Source organism: Micromonospora sp. LOL_014 (genome assembly GCF_048060245.1).
Classification (GTDB): domain Bacteria; phylum Actinomycetota; class Actinomycetes; order Mycobacteriales; family Micromonosporaceae; genus Micromonospora_E.
Map to the genome: position 1 here is coordinate 1 of NZ_JBHMIP010000119.1, position 377 is coordinate 377.

The 377-nt window shown below is 65.8% G+C and carries 1 protein-coding gene; it reads left to right on the forward strand.

Going from position 1 to position 377, the window contains the following annotated elements; all coding sequences use genetic code 11:
* Positions 1-377 (forward strand): HAMP domain-containing protein (locus tag ACFHW1_RS28895; protein WP_416616755.1); only part of this gene is annotated, 377 nt, incomplete at both ends.

Consider the following 377-nt stretch of genomic DNA (forward strand, 5'->3'; position numbering starts at 1 on the left):
GGCGAGATCCTCGAACTCAAGTCGACCGTCAACACCATGGTCGACCAGCTCTCCTCCTTCGCCGACGAGGTCACCCGGGTCGCCCGCGAAGTCGGCACCGAAGGCAAACTCGGCGGCCAGGCACAGGTCAAGGGCGTCTCCGGCACCTGGCGCGACCTCACCGACAACGTCAACTCGATGGCCTCCAACCTCACCAGCCAGGTCCGCAACATCGCCTCGGTCACCACCGCGGTCGCCAAGGGCGACCTGTCCCAGAAAATCACCGTCGACGCACGCGGCGAGATCCTCGAACTCAAGTCGACCGTCAACACCATGGTCGACCAGCTCTCCTCCTTCGCCGACGAGGTCACCCGGGTCGCCCGCGAAGTCGGCACCGA